A 23,502-nucleotide genomic window follows, 5' to 3' on the forward strand; every position below is an offset into this window, starting at 1 on the left:
GCCGCCCCTGGAGGATGAAGTGATGCGTTCGCGGACGAAGGCGCGTTGTGCCGCGGTGACGGCGGCGCCCACAGGGAGGACGGAGTGATGCGTTCGCGGACGATGGTTGGCGCCGCTGTACTGGCAGGTGCGCTGCTGGCCGGTGGCACCGTGACGGTGGCGCGGGCCGTCGGCGCGGAAGCGCCGGGCACGAGCAACGCGGCGGATGCGAGCGGCGCCGCGGCCACGACGCCAGGCACCGGCACCGAACAGACCGCGCCGGTGATGCTGTACGACGGAGGCCTGTCCCCCGATTGGAAGGACCTCGGCTGGGCGCAGCGCAAGCTCCCCAAGGGCGCGCCGGCGCGCATGCGCCTGTTCAACTACGCCGGGTGGATTCTCTACCGGCCCAAGCTGGAGGGCACCTTCGGCGCGCTGACGTTCCGGTTCAGCGCGCCAGAGTCCTTCGGCGAGTTCCTGGAGGTCCGCCTGGACGCTCCGGGCGCCGCCAGCTTCCCACGCGTCCCCATCATCCCCGAGCTCCAGGTCCGCAAGGACGGCGAGTGGTCGGAGATTGTCATCCCCATGGAGCAGCTCAACCCGCGCGGCCAGCCGTTCGACCGCGTGGTGCTGCGCGCGTCCAAGAGCGTGGGCCGTGAATGGGTGCTGTTCGACAAGGTGGCGCTGGTGCCGCTGCCACCGGACCTCGCCGCCGCGCTGGCCGCGGGGGGCGGACGCACGGGCCAGGGCAGTGGCCGCGAAGCGCCCATGACCATCGACTGCACCGCGCCGAGCCACCGCATCAGCCCGCTCATCTACGGCATCGCCTTCGACGGGTTGACGGAGAAGCGCGACAAGCACCAGTACGAGGTGGGCGCCACCACGCGCCGCTGGGGCGGCAACCCCACGTCCCGCTACAACTGGAAGCTGGGCGGCGCGTGGAACACCGCGAACGACTGGTTCTACCAGAACGTCGACATCGGCCTGAGCTACGACGACTTCCTGGAGTCCAACCGCAAGCACGGCATGACGTCCGCGCTGACGGTGCCCATCCTGGGCTGGGTGGCCAAGGACGCGAAGTCGGTGGGCTTCCCCGTGTCGCGCTTCGGCCCGCAGCAGCAGGAGGACAACGGCTCGGGCAACGGGCTCGCCCGGGATGGCACGCCGCTGAAGCCCGGCGCGCCGACGCTCACCAGCACCGAGGCCCCACCGGAGTTCATCGCCGAGTGGATCCGCGCCATCCGGAAGAAGGACCAGGAGCGGGGCCAGCGCAGCGTCCAGACGTACATCCTGGACAACGAGCCCATGCTCTGGAACTCCACGCACCGCGACGTGCACCCGGAGCCGCTGTCGTATGACGGGCTGCTGGAGCGCACGATTGCCTACGGCACGGTGGTGCGGAAGGAAGACCCGGAGGGCCTCATCGCGGGCCCGGCCGAGTGGGGCTGGACGAACTACCTGTGGTCCGCGGCGGACTTCGCGCCGGGGAAGATGCCGCACTCCGACCGGCGCGCGCACGGCAACATGCCGCTGCTGCCCTGGTACCTGCGACAGCTTCGCGAGCACGAGAAGAAGACGGGCGTGCGGCTGCTCGACATCGTGGACCTGCACTTCTATCCACAGACGAACGTCGGTGTCGGCCTGGAGGGCAACACGGACCCGGCCACCAACGCGCGCCGCATCCGCTCCACGCGCGGGCTGTGGGACCCCACGTACAAGGACGAGTCCTGGATTGGCGAGCCCGTGCGCCTCATCCCGCGCATGAAGGAGTGGATCGCCGACCACTACCCGGGCCTGCGCATCTCCATTGGCGAGTACAACTTCGGCGCCTTCCGGCACATGAGCGGCGGACTGGCCCAGGCCGAGGCGCTGGGCCGCTTCGCGCAGGAGAACATCTACTCCGCCTACTTCTGGCAGTACCCCACCGAGGGCTCGCCGGTGTTCTGGGCGTTCCGCGCGTTCCGGAACTTCGACGGCAAGGGGAGTCGCTTCCAGGACTGGTGGGTGCCCGCGAAGGCCGCCGAGGGCACCAGCGTGTTCGCCTCGCGCGACGAGGCGGGCGGGAAGATGGTGGCGGTGGTGCTCAACTTCGACCCGGACCAGGCCGCCCAGGCGCAGATTCAACTCAAGGGCTGCGGGACACTCGACAGCGTGCGCGTGCTGGGCTACTCGGGCGCACCTGGGGGGTTCACCGAGCAGACTCCCGGTGCGAAGGCCGCGGGTTCCCTGACCCAGCGGCTGCCGCCCTATTCCATGACCGTGCTCGACCTGACGGTGAAGAAGCCATGAGCTCCGCCGCGACGCCCGTCCCCCCGCAGACCCCGTTCACCACTGGCCGAGCGCGCCTGAACATCGGCCAGCTCGCCATCGACCAGCTCACCTTCGAGGAGGCGGTGACGGAGATTGGCCGGCTGGTGGACTCGCGCCAGGGCGGCTACGTGTTCACCGCCAACGTGGACCACGTGGTGCTGGCCGAGGACCACGCGCAGTTCCGCGAGGCGTACTCACGCGCCACGATTTCGGTGGTGGACGGGATGCCCATCGTCTGGGCCTCGCGCGCCATGGACGTGCCGCTGCCCGAGCGCATCGCCGGTTCGGACCTCATCCTCCCGCTGATGAAGCTGGGGGCGGAGCGCAAGTGGCGCGTGTTCCTGCTGGGCGCGGGCCCCGGCGTGGCGGAGAAGGTAGGCCGCATCGTCAGCGAGCAGTACGGCGTGGAGGTGGTGGGCTGGGATTCGCCCATGGTGCGCGTGGACGGCGGCGACGCGCAGAACGACCCGATTGTCGCGAAGATTCGCGAGAAGGACCCGCACCTGCTCCTGGTGGCGCTGGGCAGCCCGAAGCAGGAGGTGTGGATTTCGCAGGTGGCCTCCAAGCTGGGCCCCACGGTGGCCATTGGCATTGGCGCGGGGTTGGACTTCATCGCCGGGACGGCGAAGCGCGCGCCCGTGTGGATTTCGCGCGCGGGCTTCGAATGGCTGTACCGCCTGGTGAACGAGCCCAAGCGCCTATGGCGGCGGTACATCCTGAATGACTCCCGCTTCGCCACGATTCTGCTGCGCGAGTTCTGGCAGCGGACAGGCGCGAAGAAGCCGGAGTAGCCAACCGCGTCACACGGGGGTGAACTTCATCCCCGTGGCGCCGGACTGTTCCAGGGCGGCCTTGAGGTCCTCGGAGATGATGAGGGCGCCCGTCCAACCCCAGGTGCGAAACATCCGAGCATCTCCGGCCTTCGTGGGGTCGATGCGCAGACCCGCGATGGAAAAGTAGGTCCCGAGCTTCTCGGGCATGCCGTCCTCCGGTTCCCAGTAGCGGACCTCGGAGGAGCGGGCGTCATCGATGCACCGGATGAGCCGAAGAGCGTTCAGCACAAGGTACTGGTCGGGCTGCGAGGGAATGTCGACCGGCAGGAACTGGACCTCGTCTGGGCTCTGCTCCGTGAGCAGGGATGCCACCCGAACATGCACGATGGGAATGCTGTACGGCGCGTGGGTGAAATCGAGCGGGCCTCCGGGTTCCTCGATGGCAACCTTCAAGCGGCCCTTCAGCGATAGAGGTGTTCCGCTCCTGAGCAGCGCCGGCTGCACCGGGACTCCATCCGGTCCGTCGAGGGTTCCCAACTCCCAGCGACTGGGCAGATACATGTCATCCGTGAGCTGGAAGTACCGCGTCGGCATGATGGAACGCTCCTAGCGCCGCGAGCCCGAAGTCACCAGTGTGTTGAGCCGCGTGCCGGGTGTCGAGACTTCACGCGCCAAGCGGTTCAGGGCCCGGGTCAATGCCTCGCGGCATTGGACGACGCCACGACAGGTGCTCGTGGCCTCTTCGAGCGTGAAGAGGACCTGCTCATGGTACTCGCGTGGATGTGGTCCGCGGTGCGCTGGGACGGGGACGATGTTCTCGGGGTCCTTCAGCTCCATCCCAGCCCGTCTGAAGATGGCCTTGAATCTCGGCGTCCACGGCCCACCACGTGCAGTCGAAACCTCGTTCTTGTTCGTGGCGATGTGATGCCGCTGCGTGCGGCTCGCGCCGTCCGCGCCACCGGCCGTCATCGCCACGGCATGCGGCGCCAGCGCGACGGTGAAGCCATCGGCCGTCATCGCCACAAATTCCACGCGTCCCAGGGCCGCGTAGCGATAGCCCGCCTGCGCCTCGACGGTCAGCGCCGCCTGCGAGGAACCTGGGAGCCCGGGCGCTTTCGCCGCCAGGCCCGCCGTGTTTCCGATGGCCGCCGTGGCCAGCATGACGAAGATGCGCGCGGCGTTCTCCCCGAGCACCTCTCCATAAGCCTCACCCGCATCGCTGAGCTGCGCGAAGGTCGTGGCCCGGTCCACCTGACGCACCAGCGCAACCCACCCATCCAGCAATCGCCACACCGTGTCCACGCCGAGGTGCGCAATCGCGGTGGCCGTCACGAGGGCGGCAACGCCCTTGCTCACCGGCTCCGGCAAGGCCCACAGCAGCAAGTACATGCTGACGGCCGCTGTCACCGTCGCCATCACGGCTTGTGGGTCTGCCATGTCGCGCAGAGCCTCAACCGTCTCGTCCCAGACCGAGTCCATGGCGATGGCCATCGCCAGCGTGTACTTTCCATCGCTGGCCAGCAGAGGGCCTTCATCCAGCAGCCGAAGGCAGTCACCCGGTTGCCGCTTCCGCGCGCACCATTGACCGTAGTCGCGCGTCAGTCTCTCGTCCGCATAAGCCATCAACAGGCGCGGACCGTCCGCGCGCTCCTCCACGGGAATCAGCCTTTGGCCTCGGCGCTCGTACACATAGACGCCGCTCCTGTCCGGCACACCGAAGCGGTGTCGCGCATCGCGCAGTGGATGCAGGGAGGGCCGCACGTCCCGGGCCAATGACACCACGGCGGCCTCGAACACCTCATCGTCCAGTTCCACGGAGTTGGCGCCTTCCGCATCACGTGGTGTGTGTATGATGGGCGCCACGTCTCCCGTGTCCAGACGGACCACACGCACCGTCGAGCACGCTGGCCCGATGAGCAGCAACAAGAGTATCCAAGACAGCCGCATGGGCATCCCCCGTGGCCTCGATGCCATGCGAGGCGCCCCGTCAAACTAGCGGCGGTGGCTGACTCGAATCGGGCAAGCTCCCCCAGGCATCAACACGTGCGCCGTCCCCACGGGAGACTCGATGCCATGAAACCTCCACTCGAAATCCCCGAGGACCTCCGGCGGATGCTCCGTTCCCACGCACCGGGACTCGAGTCCGACATCGAGCGGTTCCTCGAAACGGCACCTTCCCCGTGTCTGTACATCCGCTCGGAGCGCGTCTCTCGCTCGCCCCTCCGGCCCTCCATCCTCCACAGGCTGATGGGCCACAGGGGCGCGAAGCCCGTGCTCTCCGCGCTCGACAGCAAGTTCGGCGGTATCCCCTACGTCGAAGAGGTGGACCTGACGTGGGATGGCTTCCACTTCCTCGGGCAGCTCAACTTCGCCCAACTGAGTGACGCACCTGCCACATTGCCGCGCCGAGGCCTCTTCGCCCTCGACCGCAATCTTCGTGCACCGGACTGCACCGCCAACTCGTTCCGTGTGCGCTGGTATCCGGACCCCACCGAAGCGCGCGCCCGCTCTATCTCGCCGCCGCGATGCGTCGGCCGCTGGGAAACGCGGATGCAGTTCATCCCCGGCTGGTCACTCCCTGGGGGTGCTGAGTGGGAAGCGCCGCTACCTGCTGGGGCCACGCAACTCCACGATGCATGGAACGCGTGGACGCCTTCAGGCTACCTGGAGGATGAGCAGCGCCCTGGCCTCCACCGACTGTCCGGCCACCGAAGCGCGGGGCTCGACGAGCCCTACTCCTTCGTACCGCCTCCCGGGCGTGACAGTTCCCTTCGTGCGTATGCGCAACTCTTGCCCATCGACTTCGACAACGCCTCGGAATTCCACTGGGGCACGAACCAGGCCTACGTGCTGATTCACCCCGAGGACCTCGCCGCGAGCCGGCTGGAGCGCGCGGTGGTGACCTGGGCCAATGCCTGAGTGGATTTGGAAGCACGCTCGCACGTCAGGCGAGTTCGACCTGCCAGCCAGGTCCTCCCACCTCCCCCGCTGAACGTGCAATATCTGCCCCCCATGTTCTCATGGAACCGCGTGGCGGGAGCGGTGCCCCCGGCGCTGCTGCGCATCCACTGAGGCGAAGCAACAGGCGCTGTTCCTCTGGGTGCTATCCTCACGGACTCCACGGACATGACGGAGCCCTCCTCCAGCCCGCCCGAGCAGGAAGACGACTACGGCATGTCCCTGCCGGCGCTGGTCGTCCTGCGCATCAGCATCGTGTTCATCGAGCTGTTCACCCGGCTCGGTGACGTCCTGGTGCTGCTGCGCCGGCCCCGGTTGCTTCCGCCCTACCTGGGCCTGTGGCTGCGCGAGGTGCGCGTCTCGCCCTACCGCTTGAAGCGCTCGTTCGAAACGACGCGAGTCCTCCAGGCGAGCGGGCAGATTTTCAAGGAGCTGATGTACGGCGAGATGCCGGTACACACAGGGGTGTGGCTCTTCTGGAAAGCTGGGCTGGGCCGTGGCTCGCGGCTGGTGGACCTGGGCGCGGGACGGGGCCGCACGCTGCTGGCCGCGCGCTGGCTGGGCGCGGAGGCCCAGGGCGTGGAGTTGATGCAGCACCACGTGGACCTGGCCCGAGAGTCCGTGGAGAAGGCGGGCGCGCAGCTCATCGTGGGCGACGCGACCCGCGCGGACCTCCAGGATGCCACGCATGTCTTCACCAACTGGACGGCGCTGACACCGCGGACGCGGGCCCGGCTGGTGGAGCGCTTCCGCACCTGCCGCCCCGGCACACGCATCCTCACCGTGACGCGGCCAGTGGAGGCGCCGGGCTTCACCGTCCTCTCCAAACATCGGCTGCTCTTCACCTGGGGCCTGGAGCACGTCTGGATTCACGAGGTCCGCGACAGTGTCGTTGGAGATACAACCAATTGACGCGGCTTCCTGTGACGCAGGCTCCATGCCTACGCTCCGCGCCACGACGCCGGGCCGACTGGGCTCAAGGCCCTAGGCCCGGGCGTCCAGGAGCTGAATCACATGAAGGCATGGATGACGGTGGTGTCGCTGGCGGTGGTTCCCCTCGCCGTGGGTTGCACGTCGTCGCGCGAGCTGACGCGGGCGCGCGTGGAGGCGAACACGCTGCGCAAGGACGCGGACACGCTGCGCGGGGAGAACGCGACGTTGAAGGAGCGCGTCAGCGAGCTGGAAGGGCAGCTGGCGAAGGTGCAGGAGGAGCGCGACACGCTGAAGGCCGCCGCGGAGAAGCCCCCGGAGCCCGTCGTCGCGCCCGCCGCGGGCAAGAAGCGCAAGAAGTAGCCTCCGCGAGGCCACGCCGATGACCGTGACGCGCACCACGGCGGTCCATGTCCACGACGGCTGCGACGTGTACGTGGGCCGGGCCTTCCGCGCCTATGCGAAGCCGAGCCCGATCAACCCGGTGCCCGGCCGCTTCGGCAACCCCTTCAAGCCCGGAGGCGTGCGCACTCCAGGCGCCATGCTGCGCACCTACTTCGCACCGTGGCTGGGAACGCTTCCGGAGGCGGAGCAGGAGCGCATCCGCCAGGAAGCCCTGCGCCGCATGGGGCCGGACGAGGACGCCTTCGACGCGTTCCGCTGGTACCTGGCGCTGCGCACCCGGCATGACGCGGACCACCGCGCCGCCGTGCTGATGTTGCGTGGCAAACGCCTGGGCTGCTGGTGCAAGCCCGGCCCCTGCCACGCGGACATCCTGGCGGAGTGGGTGGATGCACAGCCGGATTAGGGAGCGCTATGTAGCGCCGCCATGCCCACCCTCATCCTCAGCGCGAAGGACCTCCGAAGTCTCTACACCGTCGAGCTCGGCCTCACCGCCGTCGAGCGGGCCTTCCGTGCCCACGGCCTCGGCGAGTCGCTGATGCCGCCCAAGGTGTACCTGTCCCTGCCTTCCTACGACGGCGACTTCCGCGCCATGCCCGCGTTCCTCGACGGCGCCGCTGGCGTGAAGTGGGTCAACGCCCATCCGCGCAACCCGGAGAAGCACGGCCTGCCCACCGTCCGCGCCCTCTACATCCTCAGCGACCCGGACACCGCCTCCCCGCTGGCCATCCTCGACGGCACCCTGCTCACCGCCTGGCGCACCGGCGCCGCGGGCGGCGTGGCCTCCAAGTTCCTCGCGAAGAAGCAGCCGCGCACCCTGGGCCTCGTCGGCTGCGGCGTGCAGGCCCGCGTGCTCATCGATGCGCACCGCGCCGTCTTCGGCGACAGCCTGGAGCTGCTGCTCGCCGACACCTCCGAGACCGCCGCCAAGGCGCTCCAGGCCGAGAAGGGCGGCCGCATCGTCAGCACCCAGGAAGCCTGCGGCGCCGACATCGTCTGCACCGCCACCCCCGCCCGCGTCCCCGTGGTGAAGCGCGAGTGGTTCCAGCCCGGCGCCCACATCAACGCCATGGGCGCGGACGCCCCCGGCAAGCAGGAGCTGGATGCGCGCCTGCTCACCGAAGGCCGCGTCTTCATCGACGACACCGAGCAGGCCCTCCACTCCGGCGAGGTCAACGTGCCGCTGCATGACGGCCGCCTCCGCGCCGAGCAAATCGCTGGAACCCTGGGTGAAGTCGTCTCCGGCAAGAAGCCCGGCCGCACCCACGCGACCGAAATCACCGTTTTCGACTCCACCGGCCTCGCGCTCCAGGACGTGGCCCTCGCTCGCGCCCTCTACGATTCCGCTCTGGCGCGAGGGCTCGGACAGCCCTTCGACATCGTCGGAAACGGCTGACCCAGTGGGTCAAGCCTACCCCGTACATCTTGTGACTCATTCGGAACCCGCAAGACTGGACAGTTCCAACAACACAGGAGTATTCCCTCAATCGCGCAGTCCGGGGGGATGCTCTCAAAGCCGCAACAGCCACTCTGGGTGAAGCGCGGAGAGAGCGCTCGCCCAGCGCTGCCGTCGTGCGTCTGGAGCGCTCCTCCCGGAGGTCGCGCGGGGTGCCAATCCCGGCCCCCGCCTCTCTTCGGAGACCTCAGATGGCTCACGTCCCCCGGCGTCCCTCCTGGCGTCACCTCCCCGCGCTCTTGCTGCGGCTGGTGGTGCTCGTCCCGCTCGTCGTCGCCCTTCCCTCAGCCGCGCAGACGCAGACGAACACCCAGTCCACACAGCGGGCCATCAACTTCCTCAGCGCGGACGTGGTGCACTGGACGCAGGAGAACAACTGCGTGGCCTGCCACCGTCAGGGCGCGGTGGTGTACGGCCTGTCGAGCGCGCGCGCCAACGGCTACGACATGAACGCCGTCGTCGGCAACGGGCGCACCAACCTGGCCAACCTGGAGCTGCTGGCCCAGCGCATCCGCAATGACCAGCTCGCCAACGGCTCGTGGATTCACGAGGGCACCGCGTTCCGCTACGAGAAGACGTCGTTCTCCGTCTTCGGGCTCGCGGGCTACGACGAGAACGTCTCCACCCAGTACAGCAACGCGCTGGTGAACGCGGCCAACTGGGCGCTGACCACGCAGGAGCCCAGCGGCCGGTGGCCGAGCGACCACGCGCACTTCCCCGTGGACCACGGCAGCGTGTCCACCACCGCGCGCATCATGACGGGCCTGGCCCAGGCGAAGCAGCGCGTGGACCCCGCGCGCGCCGCCACGTACCAGGCCGCGCTGGACCGCGCCGCCGCGTACCTGCGCGCCAACCTCAACAACAACGACACCAGCGCGCCCGGCAACGGCATGCCCTACACCTTCCAGGTGGCCTGGACGGTGCTGGGCCTCAAGGCCGCGGGCCCCGGCCTCAACGACGTCAACACCGGCGCCATCAACACCCTGGCCGAGCGGCTCATCACCCGCACGTCCCCCGGCAACGCGGGCTGGGGCAACCTGCCCAACGAGGCCGCCAACGACTTCGCCACCGGCAGCGCCATCTACGCGCTGTGCCTCGCGGGCCGCGAGCCCGCCACCGACCCGCGCCTGCGCAACGCGATTGAGTGGATGAAGACGCGGCAGTCCGCCGACGGCAGTTGGCGCACCGGCTCGGCCACCTTCGACATCCCCACCACCTTCGCGGCCCTGGGCCTGTCCTGCTTCGGTGACTTCAGCGTGCGCGTCTCCGTCGTCGGCGCGGAGCGGCAGGAGCTCCTGGTGGACAACCCGTCGCCGCAGCAGGCCACCTTCACCTTCACCGTGAAGAACCACGGCTATCAGGCGGACACGTACACGCTGAGCACCCAGGGCGGCCTGCCCGGGTGGACCGCGTCCGTGAGCCCCGTCACCCTCTTCCTGCCCGCGGGCGGCGAAGGCACCGTCACCGTCACCGTCCATGCGCCGCCCCGGCTGCTGCCCGCGCTCACCTCCGCGGTGACGCTCATCGCTTCGTCCGGCGGCGCGCCCGGCGTCACCGGCTCCGCGCGCGTGGCGGCATACACCCCGCCCCTGCCGCCCGTGACGGGCCTGCCCACCGTCACCACCATCGTGACGCCCGCGGCCAACGCGCGCGTCACCGTTGGCAACGGCACCCTGCTGTCGGCACGCGTGACGAACGGGGGCGCCATCGTCCCGGGCCCGGCCCATGGCGTCGTCACCTTCTACGTCGCGGGCGTGCCCGTGGGCGCGGACGTGGACGCGGATGGCGACGGCATCTACGCCTTCAACTGGGTGCCCGCGGTGGACAGTTGGACCATCACCGGCCCGCAGGACTACCGCGCGGTGTACTCCGGCGTGGAGCGGCAGGCCCCGCTGGCCAACCTGCTGGGCAGCACGGCGTCGAGCACCCTCATCATCGACCCGTTCCCGCACCTGACGCCCATGGTCACCATCGGCAACCCGCCGGCCTTCACGCGTGAGACGGCGCTGGACATCTGGGGCTACGCCACGCCGCGCGCGCCGGGCGCCGTCATCACCTACGCCGCGTTCATCATCAACGGCGGCGCGCCCATCGTCCTCACGCCGGGCAACGGCGGCCTCATCTACACCTCCATCACCCTGGAAGAAGGCCCCAACATCATCCAGATGACCGCGCGAGACAGCTTCGGCGGCGTCACCACCAAGCAGGTCAACCTCACGGTGGACCGGGTGGCCCCCATCCTCACCATCCTGTCGCCCGCGGAGAACGCCGCGGTGAACACGCCGGTGGTGACGGTGCGCTCGTCCGTGCAGGACCAGACGCCCGTGCGCGTGGAGACGCAGTGGGTGAACAGCTCGCTCCTGGAGTTCGGCAACGGCACCGTGGAGCACCCGGTGAACGTCAGCTACGGCAGCCAGGTCATCCTGGTGCGCGCCACCGACAGCGCCGGCAACGTCACCGAGAAGCTGCTGTACCTGTGGGTGGACGCGGGCACGCCCGTGGTGAGCACCAACTTCGCGGATGGCCAAATCCAAGGCCCGCTGCCCAACGGCACCTTCCAGTACGCCATCAACGTGCAGACAGTCTCCGCCACCACGGTGCGCGTCAACGGAGGGGCGCCCTTCCACCTGCCTCGCGGCGGCGGCCAGATTCAGACGTCGGTGACGCTGGCCCCGGGCGTCAACACGCTGGGCATCTCCGTCATCAGCGAGACGGGCATGACGGCCAACCTGGTGCGCCGGGTGAACTACGACGTGCAGGCCCCCACGGCCACGCTGCTCAGCCCCACCGCGGGCAGCACCGTCAGCGGCGCCCTCACCGTGCGCGCGCGCGTCACCGACAACTTCGGCCCGGTGACGAACGTGGGCTTCAGCCGCGACATGTCCGGCATCCGCGTAGGCACCCAGCAGTCGGACGGGACGTGGACGGCGCAGTTCGACACGCGGGAGATGGTGAACGGCGCGCACACCATCGACCTGTGGATGAACGACGGCGTGGGCAACTTCGCCGTGCAGAGCTTCAACATCGTCGTCAGCAACTGACGCGGTGAGCGCAGGGCCCACCCTGGAATCCCATCCAGGGTGGGCGCCCTTCCCCCGCACGGCGCAATGCCTGTCGCGTGAATGCGTGTGATTCACCGCCAGCACGGCATCCAGTGAATGTCTGGCGTGTCATGTCAATCGCGCTGGAGCCGTACACGCGGCGCGTCAGCGCGATGAGCATGGATTGCGCATGTGTCTCGATTGCCTCGGGGCGAAGTGGCCTCGGGGTGGGGCGCGACCCTCACGTGAAGATGATGGCTGTCATGCCGCCAAGACAGGCATGCGCTCACTTCCTCGGGCGCTTTGCTTGCATGAATACCCAGAGCGGTATCCTTCGAGCGAGCCCCCCATGCCCTCACACGCCGCTTCTCCTGCCTTGCCGCGCGCCGCGCTCGCGCGCGTCACGTTCTTCCTCGTCGCACTGGCAGGGCTGCTGCTCGCCGGGCCCGCACGCGCGGCCACCAACGCCGAGTCCGCGCAGCGCGCCATCAACTACCTCAGCGCGGACGCGGCGAACTGGTCAGTGCGTTTCGGCTGCACGTCGTGCCACCGTCACGGCGCGGCGCTGTTCGGCCTCGCGAACGCGCGCACCACCGGCTACGACCTGGACGCGCTCACGTACAACGGGCGCACCAACCGGGAGAACATGGAGTTCATCACCGGGCGGCTCGTCTCCGAGCAACGCGCGGACGGCTCGTGGTTCCACGAGGGCATCTTCTATCCCAACGCGAAGACGAGCTACTCCGCCTTCGGGCTCGCGGGCTACGACGCACACCTGGGCACGCGGTACTCGGACGCGCTGGTGCTGGCTGCGGACTGGGCGCTGACGCGGCAGGAGGCCACCGGCCGCTGGCGCGAGGACTTCCCCTTCTACCCGGTGGGCTACGGCCACGTCGGCGTCACCGCGCGGATGATGACGGCCATTGCCCAGGCCCGGCAGCGCGTGGATCCGGCCAAGGCCTCGCAGTACCAGGCCGCGTTGGACCGCGCCGCCGCGTACGTGCGCGCGCACATGAACGACTGGACGGACGGCCCGGCCACCGACGGCCAGCGCTACACGCACCAGGTGGCGTGGGCCATGGTGGGCCTCAAGGCCGCCGGCCCCGGCGCCAACGCGGTGAACACCCAGGCCCTGGAGACCCTGGCCGCGCGGCTTCTGTCCACACGCGCAGGCGGAGGCGCGCCGGGCTGGGGCTCGCTGGAAGGCGACGTGCCGGACGAGTTCGCCACCGGCATCTCCCTGTATGCGCTGTGCCTCGCGGGCCGGAAGCCCGGCGCGGATGGGCGCATGTCGGAAGCGCTGGAGTGGCTCAAGGCACGGCAGGCGGTGAACGGAAGCTGGGGCGCGGACACGCGCTATCCGGACATCCCCACCACCTTCGCCTCGCTGGGGCTGGCGTGCTTCGGCGACTACAGCGTGAGCGTCACCGTGAGCGGCGGGGCGCGCCGGCCCTTCGAACATGATTTGCCACGCATCCAGTCCGTCACCTACCCCATCACGGTGCGCAACCACGGCTACCGGACGGACAGCTACCGGCTGAGCACCCAGGGCGGGCTCACAGGTTGGACGGCGACGCTGAGCCGCACCACGCTGCAGCTGGCACCGGACACCGAGGCCACCCTCACGCTCACCATCACCGCGCCGGAGGGGCTGGAGCCGTCGCTCACCTCGGACGTCATGGTGGTGGCGGCCTCCCAGGAAGCGGAGGGAGTGAAGGGCTCGGTGCGCGTCACCACCTACACCAACCCGCCGCCGCCCACCGACGGCGTGCCCACCACCACCACGCTGCTTTCGCCCGTGGACGGACAGCTCACGGTGGCGCTGAACAACATCCTGTCCGCGCGCGTGGTGGATGACCGCGGCTGGGAAGCGCGAGGCCCGGGCATGGGCGTGGTGACGTTCTCCGTGGCGGGCGTCACGGTGGGCGCGGACAACGACGCGGACGGGGACGGCATCTACTCCTTCGTGTGGCGTCCGCGCGCCTCCACCTGGAGCGAGCTGGGCGTGCAGGACCTGCGCGCGGTGTACTCGGGCGTGACGCTGGCGCCCGCGCGGGAGAACCGGCTGGGCAGCTCCGCGTCGTTCGCGGTGGAGGTGCATCCGTCCCCCTTCCCCGCGCCGTCGGTGACGCTGTGCGGACTGCCGGGCTTCACGGACGCGCTGACGCTGGAGGTGTGTGGCTTCGTCACTCCGCTGGCGGCGGGCGCGGAAATCGACTCGGCCACCTTCGTCATCCAGGGCGTCAGCCACCCGGTGGCCCCCGACCCCAGCGGCGGCTATGTGGACACGGTGCTGCCGCTGGTGGACGGGCCCAACGTCATCCGGCTGGTGGCCACCGACTCGTTCGGCGGCATCGCCAGCGAGGAAGCCGTGGTCATGGTGGACAACACCGCGCCGGAGCTCACCTTCCTCTCACCGGCCAACGGCGCGGCCATTCGTTCCTACAGCGTGGACGTGCGGATGGTGGTGCGTGACTGGTCGCCAGTGCGCGTGGAGACCAACTGGGTGCAGGTGACGGACGTGCCCGCGGGCGGAGGAGACGTGACGCACCGGGTGGACCTGTGGCCAGGGGAGAACCTCATCCTGGTGCGAGCCACGGATTCGGTGGGCCACGTCACGGAGCGGATGCTGACGGTGTGGGTGGACGCGGAGGCGCCGTGGGTGTCCACGGGCCTTCCGGATGGGTGGCTCGTCGGGCCGCAGCCGGGAAACGCGATGCCCTACGACATCGGCGTGTACTCCGCGTCCGCCACCACGGTGACGCTGTCCACGGGGCGGACGTACACGCTGCCCCGGGGTGGCGGCGGCGTGCAGGCGACGCTGGACCTGGTGCCCGGGGACAACGCGTTCACCATCGACGTGACGAGCGAGACGGGCATGCGCACCACGCTGTCGCGCACGGTGCGCTACGACGACGCCGCGCCGGTGGCCTCACTGCTGCTGCCGGTGCCGGGGCAGGCGTACCGCGGCGTGATTCACATCACCGCGCGGGTGACGGACGCGGTGAGCGGCGTTCGGTGGGTGGCCTTCACGCGGGATGGCTCCGGCATCCGGGCCGCCACGCTCCAGCCGGACGGCACCTGGACGGCGGAGCTGGACACACGCGAGTTGGTGGACGGCGAGCACACCGTGGAGGTGTGGATGGATGACCCGGCGGGGAACTTCGCCATCCAGACGTTCCCCTTCGTCACGCGGAACCAGCCGTAGGCTACTTCTTCTTGTGCTGCATCGCCGAGGCGATCAGGTTCATCAGCTTCAGCTGCACCGCCGTCAGCTTGCGCAGGTTGCGCATCAGCCGCCGCATCTCCGGCGTGTCCTCCTCGCGATTCTTCGCGGCGGCCTTCTCCTTCACCGGCGGCGGGGCGGTGAAGCCCTCGCCCAGGCCCAGCAGTTCGTGAGGAGGCACGTTCAGCACCATGCACAGCCGGCGCAGGTTCTGGACGCTGGGCAGCATGTGGCCGCGCTCCAACCGCCCGTACACCTCCGACGCCATGCCAATGCGCTCGGCGACGTCCGCCTGCGTCAGCCCCATCCGCACCCGGGCGGCCCTCGACGCGGCCCCCAGCATGCTCGCCAGTTCTGTGTCCATGCGTGTATCAGTCCACGGAAGAAGGGCCGGCCCAGCTAACCCTCAAGGTCGGGTACTTTCACCATACCTTCCGCGTTTTTTCAAAGCGCTCGCGCGCCTCAGCGAGCGGGGGTGCTCTCCGCCGCATCCAGCAGCAGCCGGCGACGCTCCGCGGCGGTGAACAGCGACGCCAGCGGCAGTCCCAGGAAGAAGGCGTGCAACACAATCTGGGGGAACTGCGGCACGTCCAGGAACCACGGATACGAGCCACGCCCGATGAACTGGAAGTTCACCAGCCACACGAAGATGCCGTAGAGCATCCCCACCGCGGCCTGGAACTCCCAGCGGCTGCGCCCGTCTGGCGGCAGGAACGCATCCAGCACGGAGTAGAAGAGCCCCACCACCGCGGAAATCAGCAGGTGGACGCCCATGCCCAGCAGCAGGGCTGTGCTGTCGGAGACCGAGGCCGTGAAGGCGGACGGCCCCAGGAGCACCCCAGCGGACATGCGCACCGGACGCATCGGGTTGTCCCCCGACGCCACCGCCAGCACCACCTCCGCCAATGCCAGCACCACGCCCGCGGCCATGCCAAAGAGCAGGCCATTGGTGGCGGACCAGGGTGTGTACCTCCGCCGAGCCATCCTTCCTCCTTGCCAGGGCCCGCCGCATGCTCGGCCCTGCGTTCAACCTGGGCATGCCCGGCACAGGCGGGCAGCCAGGACGCGGCGGGGGTCCGCGACGCCGCCTCCCTGGCCGGCCACCGGGCCGGCCTCGCATTTCCAAGCCGCGCCACGCTCCCGGGACATTCGCGTCACGCACCCTCGGATGGAACCCGGCCAGGCGGCCCCCGAAAGGCCGCCAAACAGTGACTCCCGGGACTTCGAGCCTGTCCTTTCTTCTGCCTCCGCTGTCGCCAGCCTGTAACTCCTGCAGCCCGGGTCACCCCGCACCTGCCCCAGCTTGTTGAAAATCCAAGCGACGGAGGGTGGGCACGCCGTTGGCATACGAAGCATCCCGGAAAGGACGAAGGACCACCGGGATATGCCGCAGCTCCGCCAACGACAGGGCCCTCACCGCGTGCATTACGCACCCCAAGCGTGGCGGGAGGTGGGCCGCATGACGGCGGAGACGTTCCATGCACTCCAGCAGGTGCTGGAGCGCCTGGGCGACCCGGCCCTGCGCGAGCCCCCAGCGGCCAACGGCCTGGTGGCGCGGCATGTCGTGCCGCAGCACGGGCTGGAGCTGGAGTACGCGTGGGACGAACGCTCACGCACGCTCACCCTGCTCGGCCTCGCCCGCGTCCCCAACGAGCCCTAAGCGGATCCGCTCATGGCCGGGGAGAGTGTTTGAGCTTCAACCTTCTTGGCGGATTTCTCGGTTACTCCCAGGACGAGGCTCCACGCCCGGCGTAGAGACAAGGCGTTGGGGGGCGCGCGGGCAACGTGCGCTCCTTCACGAGCCGCTCGGGCGCCGGTGAGGCGGGGGCTTACCTCCGCGCCGGGCGCCTCCCTACCTTGGACGGGTGATGTTCCAAATGGCCGAGGAACGGAGTCACCCGCGAGAGGAAGGCGGGGCCCATCCACGCTGGAAGTCCCGTGCCTGGACCGAGCTGGAGACGGCGCGCGCGCGCGTGCTGGCGATGCTCGGCGGGCTGCCCGAGGACGAGCTGCGCCGTCAGCATTCGCCGCTCATGTCGCCGCTCATCTGGGACGTGGCGCACGTGGCCAACTACGAGGAGCAGTGGCTGCTCCGGGCGCTGGGGGCGCCGGCCATCACCGACCCGGCGTTCGACGCCATCTATGACGCCTTCCGGCACCCGCGCTCCACGCGCGCCGAGCTGCCGCTGCTGCCACCCGAGGCCGCCTTCGCCTACGCGCGGCGCGTGCGTGCGGCGGTGCGCGAGCACCTGCACCGGCTGCCCGAGGACAGCACCGCGCCGCTGCTGGCCGGCGGCTACGTCTTCGGCATGGTGGCGCAGCACGAACAGCAGCACGCGGAGACGCTGGCCGCCACGCTGCAACTCATGACGTCGCCGGAGTACCACGTGCCCTCGGCGCGCCCGCGGCCCCGGCCTGGCGCCGTGCCTCAGGCGGAGGTCTTCATCCCCGGAGGCGAGGTGCGGCTGGGCAGCACGTCTCCGTGGGCCTATGACAACGAGCGGCCCGCGTTCTCCCAGCACGTCGCCCCGTTCCTGATGGACGTGCACCCCGTCACCAACGGCGACTACCTCGTCTTCGTGGAGGCGGGTGGCTACGAGGATCCGCGCTGGTGGCACCCCAAGGGCTGGGAGGTCGTCCAGGCAGAAGGGCTGAAGTCCCCGGGCTTCTGGCTGCCCCAGGGCCACCACACCTGGCTGCGGCGGCGCTTCGGCCAGGTGGAGCCGCTGCCCAAGGACGAGCCGGTGCAGCACGTGTGCTGGTACGAAGCGGACGCCTACGCGCGCTGGGCCGGCAAGCGGCTGCCCACCGAGGCCGAGTGGGAGAAGGCCGCGCGCGGCAGTGACGGCCGCCCCCGCGAGTACCCCTGGGGCGACACGCCGCCCACCCGGGCCCACGCCAACCTGGACGGAAGCACGTGGGGCCCGGCGCCCGTGGGCAGCTATCCACAGGGCGTCAGCCAGGACGGCGTCTGGGGACTGCTGGGCGACGTGTGGGAATGGACCGCGAGCGACTTCCGCCCGTACGCGGGCTTCAGCGCCTTCCCGTACCCCGAGTACTCCGAGGTGTTCTTCGGCGAGTCCTACAAGGTTCTCCGGGGAGGCGCGTGGGCCAGCGCACCCGTCGCGGTGCGCAACGGCTTCCGCAATTGGGACTTCCCCAACCGCCGGCAGATTTTCGCCGGCTTCCGCTGTGCACGGAACGCGAGGTGAGGTGAGGCGATGCGGGTGACGACGGTACCGACAGTGGCGACTCCGGGTGAAGACGCGCAGCACACGCCGGGAGTCCAGGTGGACGTTTACGTGAAGCCGGGCGACGCGAAGCGCGCCCTGCGGGAAGAGGCGCTCCAGGGCCTGTGCGGCACGCCCAAGGAGCTGTCTCCCAAGTGGCTCTATGACGAGCGCGGCAGCCAGCTCTTCGACGACATCACCCGGCTGCCGGAGTACTACCCGACGCGGCGCGAGCGGGAAATCCTGCTGGCCCACGCCGGTGACATCGCCCGCTTGAGCGGCGCGGACACGCTCATCGAGCTGGGCAGCGGCACCAGCGAGAAGACGCGCCTGCTCCTGGACGCGCTGGAGGAAGCGGGCCGGCTGGCGCGCTTCGTCCCCTTCGACGTGAGCGAGGCCTTCCTGCGGCGCGCGGCGTCGGGCCTGGCGCGCGAGTACCCGGGCATCACCGTGCACGCAGTGGTGGGCGACTTCGAGCGCCACCTGGGCCAGCTCCCCAACGGCGGCCGGCGGCTGGTGGCCTTTCTGGGCGGCACCATCGGCAACCTGAAGCCGGCGCAGCGCGCGCTCTTCCTGAGGCAGCTCTCCGCCGGGTTGCAGCCGGGAGACGGGCTGCTCCTGGGCACCGACCTCATCAAGGACCGCGAGCGACTGTACGCCGCCTACAACGACAGCGCGGGCGTGACGGCCGAGTTCAACCGCAACGTGCTCAAGGTGCTCAACCGCGAGCTGGGAGGGGACTTCGACCCGGACGCCTTCGAGCACTTCGCGCCCTTCGACGAGAAGAACGCCTGGATTGAGATGCGCCTGGTGTCCCGGCGCGCGCAGACGGTGTGGCTGTCCACGCTGCGCAAGCAGGTGGACTTCGCCGAAGGGGAGGTGCTGCGCACGGAGGTGAGCTGCAAGTTCCACCAGCAGCAGGTGGCCTCCGAACTGTCGGCCGCGGGACTCACGCTGGCCGAGTGGTGGACGGACGCCGCGGGCGACTTCGCCCTCTCGCTGGCCTTCAAGCGCTGAGGCGGGGTGCTGCTTTCAGGGGCGCGGGGCGGGGACTCACCCCGCCTTCGCGCCCTTCGCGGTGCTTCAGCGACGCGGGTGGCGGCGCGACGAGCCGCCGCGCACGGGGATGGGCACCGGCTGCGCGGACGGCCGCGTCCAGGCGGCCCAGAGCGCCCCCAGCCCGGCGACCACGAGGCCGCCCACGGCGATCAGCTGCTCTCCCACGGGTGCGATGTCCACGGTGGCGAACGGGAGGGGGAGCATTCCGGAGAACGACATGCGGGGACTCCTTGCGAGGGCACTGCGTGGAGGTCCTGGATGGGTCCGAGGCGAGCACCCAACGCAGTCCGGGAGGGTGAGGTTAGAGATTCGTGACGGCCAGGGGAAGTCCCTGAGCGTCAATGTCGGCGTGGCGTGCACGGAAGTGCACCCTGAAATGCATAACGTTGGGACACCCGAGCCGCGCCAGATGTTCACGAGGCGGTAACGGAAGCCTGCCCGCCTGCATCGACTCCGCCAGGAGGTGACACTCCCACCTGCCTCGACGTGCGATTGCCTTGGACGCGCGGTGCTGCTCGCTATGGCAGCGCGCCCTGGACCTGGATTTCGCGGCAGGCCTCGGTGGCACGCAGCACATCCTCGGCGGTCGCGCCCGGCAGGCTGGCACAGAGGAACAAGTCGTTGCCCACGCGCCGCGCGCCGAAGAAGCCAGGGGCTTCCGGGCCCACGCCCCCATCCGCCAGCTTGGGCGCCAGGGTGATGCGCAGCAGCGAGTAGCGCTCCGTCTCTTCTTCCTGGTCCAGCGAGAGCTCGAAGTCCTTCAGCTCCTCGCGGACGCGGTCGGCCAGGGTGTCCACGGAGGGCAGCTGCTCGCCGTCCCCGCGCCGCAGGTCCACCCGCAACACGGGCCGGCCGGGCGGGCCCGCCTGGAAGCTCTCATCCGGCGCGACCAGCGCGGACCAGCCGTCCGGCAGCGGCACCTTCACACCGGAGCGGATGGAGGACGGACGGCCGTCACCCTCTCCGGTGCCGGAAGCAGCATCCTCCTGGCCACAGCCCTTGCAGCCGCCCAGGAGGGTGAGCGCCAGCAGTGAGGCTGGCGCCATGTGCTTCCAGGAACGCACGTCTACTTCTTCTCGCCACCCGGAGGCGGAGGCGGCCGGGCGCCAGCGGTGCCCAGGTTCTCCATCTTCAGCGAGCCCTCGAAGATGACACCGCGGTCCATGGACAGCGACGGCGTCTCGAGGTTGCCCTTCACGCGGCCGGGCGTCTTCAGCTCGATGATCTGCGTCGCCTTCACATTGCCTTCGACCTGGCCGTTGATGATGACGGTGCCAGCCTGGATTTCGGCCTGGACCTTGGCGCCATCCCCAATGACGAGCACGTCCTTGGTGATGATCTGCCCCTGGAACTTGCCGTCGATACGGACCTGCCCTTCGAAGGTCAGCTTCCCTTCGAACTCGCTCCCCTTGCCCAGGAGCGTGTGGACCTCACCAGAACGCTGCGACACGGATTCCTCCTCCCGCCTGAACAGAGGCTTGCTGGATGATTCGTCTTTTTTCCCGCCAAGGAGCGCCACGTCCTACTCCTTCCTGAGAAGCTTCAAGAGCCGGTCGAGGTCATCGTACGAGAAGAAGTCCACCTCGATGGTGCCCTTTCCGGGGCTTCGTTCGGTGAGCCGGACCTTGGTACCCAGTCGCCGCTGAAGCTCCTCCACCAGTGCCTTCACCTGCGGGCTCTGCTTCGGTGCCGCCTTGCCCGCGTCCTTCTTCCCGCTGGAGCGACTCTGCTGGACCAGCCGCTCCGTGTCACGCACGGAGAGCTTCTTGTCCGCGACTTGCTTGGCCAGGTTCTGCAGCTCCGGCAGCCGGGGCACGCCCAGAAGCGCGCGCGCATGGCCCATGCTGAGCGAGCCATCCGCCACCATGCCCTTGACGTCCGCGGGCAGCGCCAGCAGGCGCAGGGCGTTGGCCACCGTGGAGCGCTCCTTGCCCACGCGCACGCTGACCTGCTCCTGCGTGAGCTTGAACTCCTCCACCAGGCGCTTGTAGCCCTCTGCCTCTTCGATGGGGTTCAGGTCCGAGCGCTGGAGGTTCTCCACCAGCGCCAGCTCGAAGGCCTGGACCTCCGTCACGTCGCGGACGATGGCGGGCACTTCCTTGAGGCCGGCGGCCTGGGACGCGCGCCAGCGCCGCTCGCCCGCGATGATGCGGTAGCCGTCACTGTCCTTGCGGACGAGGATGGGCTGGAGCACCCCCTGCGCCTTGATGGACTCGGTGAGCTCCTTGAGCTTCTCCTCGTCGAAGTAGCGGCGCGGCTGGTCCTTGTCGCGGTGGATGGACTCGATGGGGAGCTTGAGGACGCCGGCCTTCGGAGCCTGCTCGCCCTTGCCGGCCCCGGTGGCGCCCGCCTGGGGGATGAGGGCGGACAGCCCGCGCCCCAGGGCCCGCTTCTGCATGTCTGCTTTCACCACGTCGTGACTCCAGCCAGGGCGCGGCTCAAGCCACGCGCCTGCGAGGGCTCTTGGGAGTGTCCCGCTTCATCAGCTCGCGGCCCAGCGCGAGGTAGCTCTCACACCCCTTCGACTTGATGTCGTACAGGATGATGGGCTTTCCGAAGGAGGGGCACTCGGACAGGCGCACGTTGCGCGGCACGATGACCTCGAACACCTGCTTCTTGAAGTACCCGCGCACCTCTTCGACGACCTGATGGGCGATGTTGGCCCGCGAGTCGAACATGGTGAGGAGGATGCCCTCCATCTTCAGGTCCGGGTTGAGGCCCTGCTTCACCAGGTCGATGGTGTGGGTGAGCTGCGAGAGTCCCTCGAGCGCGTAGTACTCGCACTGGAGCGGGATGAGGACGGAGTCCGCGGCGGCCAGCGCGTTGAGCGTCAGCAGGCCGAGCGACGGCGGACAGTCGATGATGATGTAATCGTATTCGGAGGCCAGCGGGCGCAGGGCGTCGCGGAGGCGGAACTCGCGGTTGTCCTGGTTGACCAGCTCGACCTCGGCTCCGGTGAGGTCCGGCGTGGCGGGCACCACCTGGAGGTAGCGCAGCTCCGTGGGGTGGAGCAGCTCCTGAATGGGCCGGTCATTGAGCAGCGCTTCGTAGATGGTGCCGGTGATGTTGTCCTGCTTGATGCCCAGGCCACTGCCCGCGTTGCCCTGCGGGTCCATGTCCACCAGCAACGTGCGGCGCTCCGCGGAGGCCAGGCTCGCGGCGAGGTTGATGGCGGTGGTGGTCTTCCCGACGCCGCCCTTCTGGTTGGAGATGCAGATGATACGACCCACGGTGGCCCATCCTCTCTCTCCCCGGCCGTAGGCCAGGGCCCCGCGCGTGATGCAGTGCACGGTTGCGCGCTGATCCACGCTGCTAGCACGCGGTTTGGTATCGGATCAAATTCACGGCGAGCCTTGCTTCCCTGCTCTCTTCTCGGGGGTTTGCGCGGACCTGGAGGCCGGTTGCGGGTGCCCGGAAGAGGCCTGGAGGCTGGCCGGGTGTGCCTCCTTATATAAGGAGGCGGTGCGCCGGGGTGCCAGTCGAACGGGGCCACGGAGGGCCCGTGTCAGCCCCCTATATAATGATGCGGCCGAGCCGCCGGTCCGTGGGGCCCCCACCGGGCCGCACCTGTTCCGCCCCGCCGTGGCCACCGCGCCCCCAGGCTGGAGAGGGCGTGTTCCTCGTGGAACCCCGCGGCCGTGCAGCGAGTGAGCAGGCGGGAAGGACGCCCTCGCGGAATAAAAGGTGCCAAGTCTGTTCGCGGGGTTCGCGGACCTTTGAGCCAGTTTTCAGGGGGGCGGCGGCGGTGGACTTCGAGCGGAGGCGACGAACGTGCGTCGCGTTCTCACGCGAGGGCGGGTCTTCTGGGTTCCCTGAACGTGGATGCAGCCGCACGTTTCGGGCCGCCGCGTGCGTCCGAGGGTCCTGTCCTCACGCGGTGATGCTGTCGCGGGCAGCGGGTGCTTTTCGCATGATGCCCGCGTGAGGCCGCGGTTGGGGTTGCCGATTCGGGGACGGGAGGCACGCGCTGATTGCTTCAGCGCATCACACGCTGTCGGTGCATCACACGCTGTCGGTGCATCACACGCTGTCGGTGGTGGGCCATCCTCGGGCACGACGCGGTGCCCTTGGCAATGTTCGGTCCGGTAGTGCCGCATCCCGACTGGCTTGGCGCTGTCCATCTGCGTGGAGCAGCCGA

The 23,502-nt window shown here is 69.3% G+C and carries 21 protein-coding genes; 12 read left to right on the forward strand and 9 right to left on the reverse strand.

Annotated features, from left to right (window positions below):
- Window positions 1-87: 87 nt before the first annotated feature.
- Both epsB and epsA read left to right on the forward strand, forming a co-directional pair.
- The gene (gene epsB, locus FMP39_RS03295; RefSeq protein ID WP_141588556.1) at window positions 88-2,268 is read left to right on the forward strand and encodes a GH44 family glycoside hydrolase EpsB; all 2,181 of its coding nucleotides are present in this window, start codon (window positions 88-90) and stop codon (window positions 2,266-2,268) included.
- Entirely contained in the window at window positions 2,265-3,080 is an 816-nt protein-coding gene (gene epsA, locus FMP39_RS03300; protein ID WP_141588557.1) for an exopolysaccharide biosynthesis glycosyltransferase EpsA, read from the forward strand. Before epsB ends, epsA begins: the two co-directional genes overlap by 4 nt.
- 9 nt (window positions 3,081-3,089) lie before the next feature.
- Here the strand turns inward: epsA and FMP39_RS03305 are convergent, their stop codons facing one another.
- Complete coding sequence (locus tag FMP39_RS03305; protein ID WP_141588558.1) at window positions 3,090-3,656, reverse strand: DUF1629 domain-containing protein; 567 nt, start codon at window positions 3,654-3,656, stop codon at window positions 3,090-3,092.
- 12 nt (window positions 3,657-3,668) lie between these two features.
- Window positions 3,669-5,009, reverse strand: a complete 1,341-nt coding sequence (locus FMP39_RS03310) for an AHH domain-containing protein (protein ID WP_141588559.1) — start codon at window positions 5,007-5,009, stop codon at window positions 3,669-3,671.
- A 126-nt stretch (window positions 5,010-5,135) separates the two neighbouring features.
- Here FMP39_RS03310 and FMP39_RS03315 point away from each other — a divergent pair, with 126 nt between their 5' ends.
- From FMP39_RS03315 to FMP39_RS03345, 7 genes are all read left to right on the forward strand, one after another.
- A complete protein-coding gene (locus FMP39_RS03315) occupies window positions 5,136-5,981 on the forward strand; it encodes a DUF1963 domain-containing protein (RefSeq protein WP_141588560.1) in 846 nt (281 codons plus the stop codon).
- A 207-nt stretch (window positions 5,982-6,188) separates the two neighbouring features.
- A complete protein-coding gene (locus FMP39_RS03320; RefSeq protein WP_141588561.1) occupies window positions 6,189-6,932 on the forward strand; it encodes a class I SAM-dependent methyltransferase in 744 nt (247 codons plus the stop codon).
- A gap of 102 nt (window positions 6,933-7,034) precedes the next feature.
- Window positions 7,035-7,313 (forward strand): hypothetical protein, encoded by a 279-nt coding sequence (locus FMP39_RS03325; protein WP_020480693.1) that lies wholly within the window; start codon window positions 7,035-7,037, stop codon window positions 7,311-7,313.
- 19 nt (window positions 7,314-7,332) lie between these two features.
- Window positions 7,333-7,758 (forward strand): DUF4326 domain-containing protein, encoded by a 426-nt coding sequence (locus tag FMP39_RS03330; protein ID WP_141588562.1) that lies wholly within the window; start codon window positions 7,333-7,335, stop codon window positions 7,756-7,758.
- Window positions 7,759-7,779: 21 nt separating this feature from the next.
- A complete protein-coding gene (locus tag FMP39_RS03335) occupies window positions 7,780-8,748 on the forward strand; it encodes an ornithine cyclodeaminase family protein (protein WP_141588563.1) in 969 nt (322 codons plus the stop codon).
- A 176-nt stretch (window positions 8,749-8,924) separates the two neighbouring features.
- Window positions 8,925-11,849, forward strand: a complete 2,925-nt coding sequence (locus FMP39_RS03340; protein ID WP_141588564.1) for an Ig-like domain-containing protein — start codon at window positions 8,925-8,927, stop codon at window positions 11,847-11,849.
- Between the two features lie 349 nt (window positions 11,850-12,198).
- Entirely contained in the window at window positions 12,199-15,057 is a 2,859-nt protein-coding gene (locus FMP39_RS03345; protein WP_141588565.1) for an Ig-like domain-containing protein, read from the forward strand.
- A 1-nt stretch (window position 15,058) separates the two neighbouring features.
- Here FMP39_RS03345 and FMP39_RS03350 read toward each other — a convergent pair whose 3' ends face one another.
- Window positions 15,059-15,439, reverse strand: coding sequence for a helix-turn-helix domain-containing protein (locus FMP39_RS03350; protein WP_011557374.1), 381 nt, complete (start codon window positions 15,437-15,439; stop codon window positions 15,059-15,061).
- Window positions 15,440-15,537: 98 nt separating this feature from the next.
- Window positions 15,538-16,059 (reverse strand): hypothetical protein, encoded by a 522-nt coding sequence (locus FMP39_RS03355; protein WP_141588566.1) that lies wholly within the window; start codon window positions 16,057-16,059, stop codon window positions 15,538-15,540.
- A gap of 475 nt (window positions 16,060-16,534) precedes the next feature.
- Here FMP39_RS03355 and FMP39_RS03360 point away from each other — a divergent pair, with 475 nt between their 5' ends.
- The 3 genes from FMP39_RS03360 (at window position 16,535) to egtD (ending at window position 19,322) form a co-directional block, all read left to right on the forward strand.
- A complete protein-coding gene (locus tag FMP39_RS03360) occupies window positions 16,535-16,735 on the forward strand; it encodes a hypothetical protein (RefSeq protein ID WP_141588567.1) in 201 nt (66 codons plus the stop codon).
- Between the two features lie 208 nt (window positions 16,736-16,943).
- Entirely contained in the window at window positions 16,944-18,287 is a 1,344-nt protein-coding gene (egtB, locus tag FMP39_RS03365; RefSeq protein ID WP_194858219.1) for an ergothioneine biosynthesis protein EgtB, read from the forward strand.
- 9 nt (window positions 18,288-18,296) lie between these two features.
- Complete coding sequence (gene egtD, locus FMP39_RS03370; protein ID WP_141588569.1) at window positions 18,297-19,322, forward strand: L-histidine N(alpha)-methyltransferase; 1,026 nt, start codon at window positions 18,297-18,299, stop codon at window positions 19,320-19,322.
- 66 nt (window positions 19,323-19,388) lie between these two features.
- Here the strand turns inward: egtD and FMP39_RS03375 are convergent, their stop codons facing one another.
- From FMP39_RS03375 to FMP39_RS03395, 5 genes are all read right to left on the reverse strand, one after another.
- Window positions 19,389-19,583: a hypothetical protein gene (locus FMP39_RS03375; protein WP_141588570.1), complete on the reverse strand. Its 195-nt coding sequence runs from the start codon at window positions 19,581-19,583 to the stop codon at window positions 19,389-19,391.
- 299 nt (window positions 19,584-19,882) lie between these two features.
- Window positions 19,883-20,428, reverse strand: a complete 546-nt coding sequence (locus FMP39_RS03380; RefSeq protein WP_141588571.1) for a hypothetical protein — start codon at window positions 20,426-20,428, stop codon at window positions 19,883-19,885.
- 2 nt (window positions 20,429-20,430) lie between these two features.
- Complete coding sequence (gene bacM, locus FMP39_RS03385; protein WP_011557381.1) at window positions 20,431-20,883, reverse strand: bactofilin BacM; 453 nt, start codon at window positions 20,881-20,883, stop codon at window positions 20,431-20,433.
- Window positions 20,884-20,886: 3 nt separating this feature from the next.
- On the reverse strand, window positions 20,887-21,777 hold the full coding sequence (locus FMP39_RS03390) for a ParB/RepB/Spo0J family partition protein (RefSeq protein ID WP_141588572.1): 891 nt from the start codon (window positions 21,775-21,777) through the stop codon (window positions 20,887-20,889).
- Window positions 21,778-21,802: 25 nt separating this feature from the next.
- Window positions 21,803-22,594, reverse strand: a complete 792-nt coding sequence (locus FMP39_RS03395; RefSeq protein ID WP_090491169.1) for a ParA family protein — start codon at window positions 22,592-22,594, stop codon at window positions 21,803-21,805.
- Window positions 22,595-23,502 lie beyond the last annotated feature (908 nt).

It is taken from the genome of Myxococcus sp. AB056 (assembly GCF_006547365.1).
GTDB lineage: Bacteria > Myxococcota > Myxococcia > Myxococcales > Myxococcaceae > Myxococcus > Myxococcus virescens.